Raw genomic sequence first — 733 nt, forward strand, 5'->3', positions numbered from 1 at the left:
CAAATCTGCTTGCTGCTTCTTGGAGCTGACACGGCAATAACCAACCACAATCTTTTCCTCGGCTATCTTCCCGAGTTGCTCTTGTAATTGTTCTTCTGAATAATACCTATAGCCTGTATCTGGGTTCACGTAGGCGGGTTTCAACTTGCCTTCTTTATCCCAGTTACGCAAAGTCTGAGGATTGACATCAATAAGGTCAGCGAATTTTCTTATCGAATATCTTTGCATTACAATCACCTCTAAAGTAATCATCACACAAATACCTTAGTATATTACGACTATTTTATAAAGTTTTATAAAGTTTTAACCGTTCACTATCAAACGCAACTTTGACAGCAGTTCTCTTATGAACTTCTCATGCTTTCACATGAGCGCAGACTATATGTTTACCCAATTCCTTGGGTAGAGGATTTTTCCACCACCATAAGCTTGTGATGTACTCCCGTCAGCTATACGGGATAGTCGTTGAACGTTCCCCAGTTTAAAGGGGAGTCGATGCGGAAGACCGATTGTTCCATAGCACTTAGGATTTAACCTTATGCCATCCAGATGATTTTTTTTACTTTCGTAACCGTCACGCTCGCATTTTCATGCCACGTTGTGGTTCATCCAGCTTTACGGATTGCCCGCAGTTAACCCTCGCTACGTGCCGTTTACCGACACGCACGGCTTTCTATATAACATTACAAACATTATTTAATTTGTAACAATTTATAAAGAATTTGTTACCGTT

The 733-nt window shown here is 40.4% G+C and carries 1 protein-coding gene; it reads right to left on the reverse strand.

Annotated features, from left to right (window positions below):
* Positions 1-228, reverse strand: a 228-nt coding sequence (locus ACP3VS_RS24215; protein WP_426390290.1) for a MerR family DNA-binding transcriptional regulator, incomplete at its 3' end; no start/stop codon positions are given.
* Between the last annotated feature and the right edge of the window lie 505 nt (positions 229-733).

The sequence above is a fragment of the Lysinibacillus sp. VIII_CA genome (assembly GCF_049943995.1).
Lineage (GTDB): Bacteria > Bacillota > Bacilli > Bacillales_A > Planococcaceae > Lysinibacillus > Lysinibacillus pinottii.